General features: G+C 40.2%; 4 protein-coding genes. 3 read left to right on the top strand and 1 reads right to left on the bottom strand.

From position 1 onward, the window contains the following. The coding region (locus tag PR709_RS08605) for an RHS repeat-associated core domain-containing protein (protein WP_272570860.1) at positions 1–838 on the top strand (838 nt) is incomplete at its 5' end. After that, positions 839–1,273, top strand: a complete 435-nt coding sequence (locus tag PR709_RS08600; RefSeq protein WP_004918551.1) for a hypothetical protein — start codon at positions 839–841, stop codon at positions 1,271–1,273. Positions 1,274–1,340: 67 nt separating this feature from the next. Here PR709_RS08600 and PR709_RS08595 read toward each other — a convergent pair whose 3' ends face one another. After that, positions 1,341–1,589 carry a SymE family type I addiction module toxin gene (locus PR709_RS08595; protein ID WP_004918549.1) on the bottom strand — a complete coding sequence of 83 codons (249 nt, stop codon included), beginning with the start codon at positions 1,587–1,589 and terminating at the stop codon, positions 1,341–1,343. Between the two features lie 60 nt (positions 1,590–1,649). Between PR709_RS08595 and PR709_RS08590 the strand changes: the two genes are divergently transcribed. Then, positions 1,650–1,790, top strand: a 141-nt coding sequence (locus PR709_RS08590) for a transposase (RefSeq protein WP_272570861.1), incomplete at its 3' end; no start/stop codon positions are given.

Genomic DNA, 1,790 nt, shown 5'->3' with positions numbered 1-1,790 from the left:
AACTGTGGCATATGATGCGGGTATTCAATGGCTCTATCAGCCGGGGGCCATCACCCCTACTGCTCGCTATCAAAATGGCAAATTGCACTATGTGGTCACTGACCATCAAGGTACACCCCGAGAGATTTTTACTGAAAAAGGGATAGCCAGTTGGGCAGGACGCCTCAATACGTGGGGGCAAATGGCATTTTGGCAGTCTCAAGACGGTCGAGCCGACAATGACCCAAATTATACCGAATGCCATTTTCGTTTTGCCGGGCAATATGAAGACCGCGAAACGGGCTTGTATTATAACCGCTTTCGGTACTATGATAAGGACAGCGGGCAGTATATTTCACCAGATCCGATAGGGCTATTGGGTGGGTTGAATCCGTATGGGTATGTGCACTGTCCGACAGGGTTTATAGACCCGTTGGGTCTTAGTGGCATGTTCACAGGATCTACTTTTACAGGTCCTTCCAATATTACTTATACTGTCTATCAACAACCTATTGACTGGGACTTAAAAGTTAATACGCGAGATGGTGTAAAAACGAATCTTCAAATCGTCCTCGAAGATGGCCGAAGTCCTATGGTGGTGAAAAATGGTAAATATGAAATCGTGAGTTTACATCACTCCAAACAAAATGGCTTAGGGCCTTTATTTGAGTTATCAACACCAACGCATGAACAATATAGATATAGTAATGCATTACATCCACATTTACCGGATGCTCATCCTATAAATCCGGTAGATCGTAATCTTTTTGATGCTGATAGAAAAGCTTACTGGAAGCAAAGAGCTGAAGAAGAAGTCAATCGTAGAAAGCTGATCGATTGCTGTAAAAAAGGAAGGTAAATGTTAACACCTAAATTGGTTGATTATTTTAAAAGTAAAAATTGGTGGTTTGAAGAACCTTCAAATGAATACCGCGATGCTTTGTTAAGTATTAATGTTGATATTGACTCTGATTTTGCACAGTTTTATTTACATGTTGAAGATTGCCCAACATTTTTAGGCCGAAATAGAGAGATTTATCAAATTGGTTGGTTTTTAATTAATAGTAATAGTTATCCATTAAGTATTGAAAGAACCCACAAAGCGTTAAAAATGCCAGAAGAATATCTGCCATTAGATAATTTTGAAGGTGAATACGGTTATTTTTATAATCAGAAAACTGGTGAAGTTATTGGATTAGGCTTGGGCAAAGAAATTCATGACTTTATGGCTGGGATACTTAAACCACAATGGCCTAGTTTTAATGATTTTTTAGAGTTCTTCTTTGATATTTAAACTAAATGGCCAGAAGATCTTTCAAACTTCTGGCTTCTTCGTTTTTAAGAGCAGCTCAGTTTAACCTTTAGCCGCTGATATACTCAGCCATCAGCTCGCGCATCGTATGTTTGATAGCACTGAGTTGCGCTTGCTGCTGTTGGTTCTGCTGCTTCATCGCTCGAATGTCTTCGCTGTCGGGGATTAACACCAAACAGCCGTTTAAAATCTTTACCGTAAAAGTGAAGCCTATCTCAAAACCCGCGGCTTTTAGCCATTGCCCTTTAAGGTGTATCGCCGGCGGTGGGCTGGCTTTACTGCCGTTCGGGGTATCCACTCCCCTTAAAATAAGACAGCGATAATTAGATTTTCTGTCCTAAAAATTGCAGAGGTCATAATGAAAAAAGCCCATTTTACTGAAACTCAGATCGTTAATATTTTAAAACTTGCTGATTCTGGTATGAAAGTGGACGATATTTGCCGCCAAAATGGGATTAGTAACGCCACTTATTATAATTGGAAATCAAAGTATGGCGGG

The sequence above is a fragment of the Providencia sp. PROV267 genome (genome assembly GCF_028477825.1).
Taxonomy (GTDB): Bacteria; Pseudomonadota; Gammaproteobacteria; order Enterobacterales; family Enterobacteriaceae; genus Providencia; species Providencia stuartii.
The sequence above is the reverse complement of the archived record's forward strand: the minus strand, read 5'-3'. Positions and strand labels throughout refer to the sequence as shown.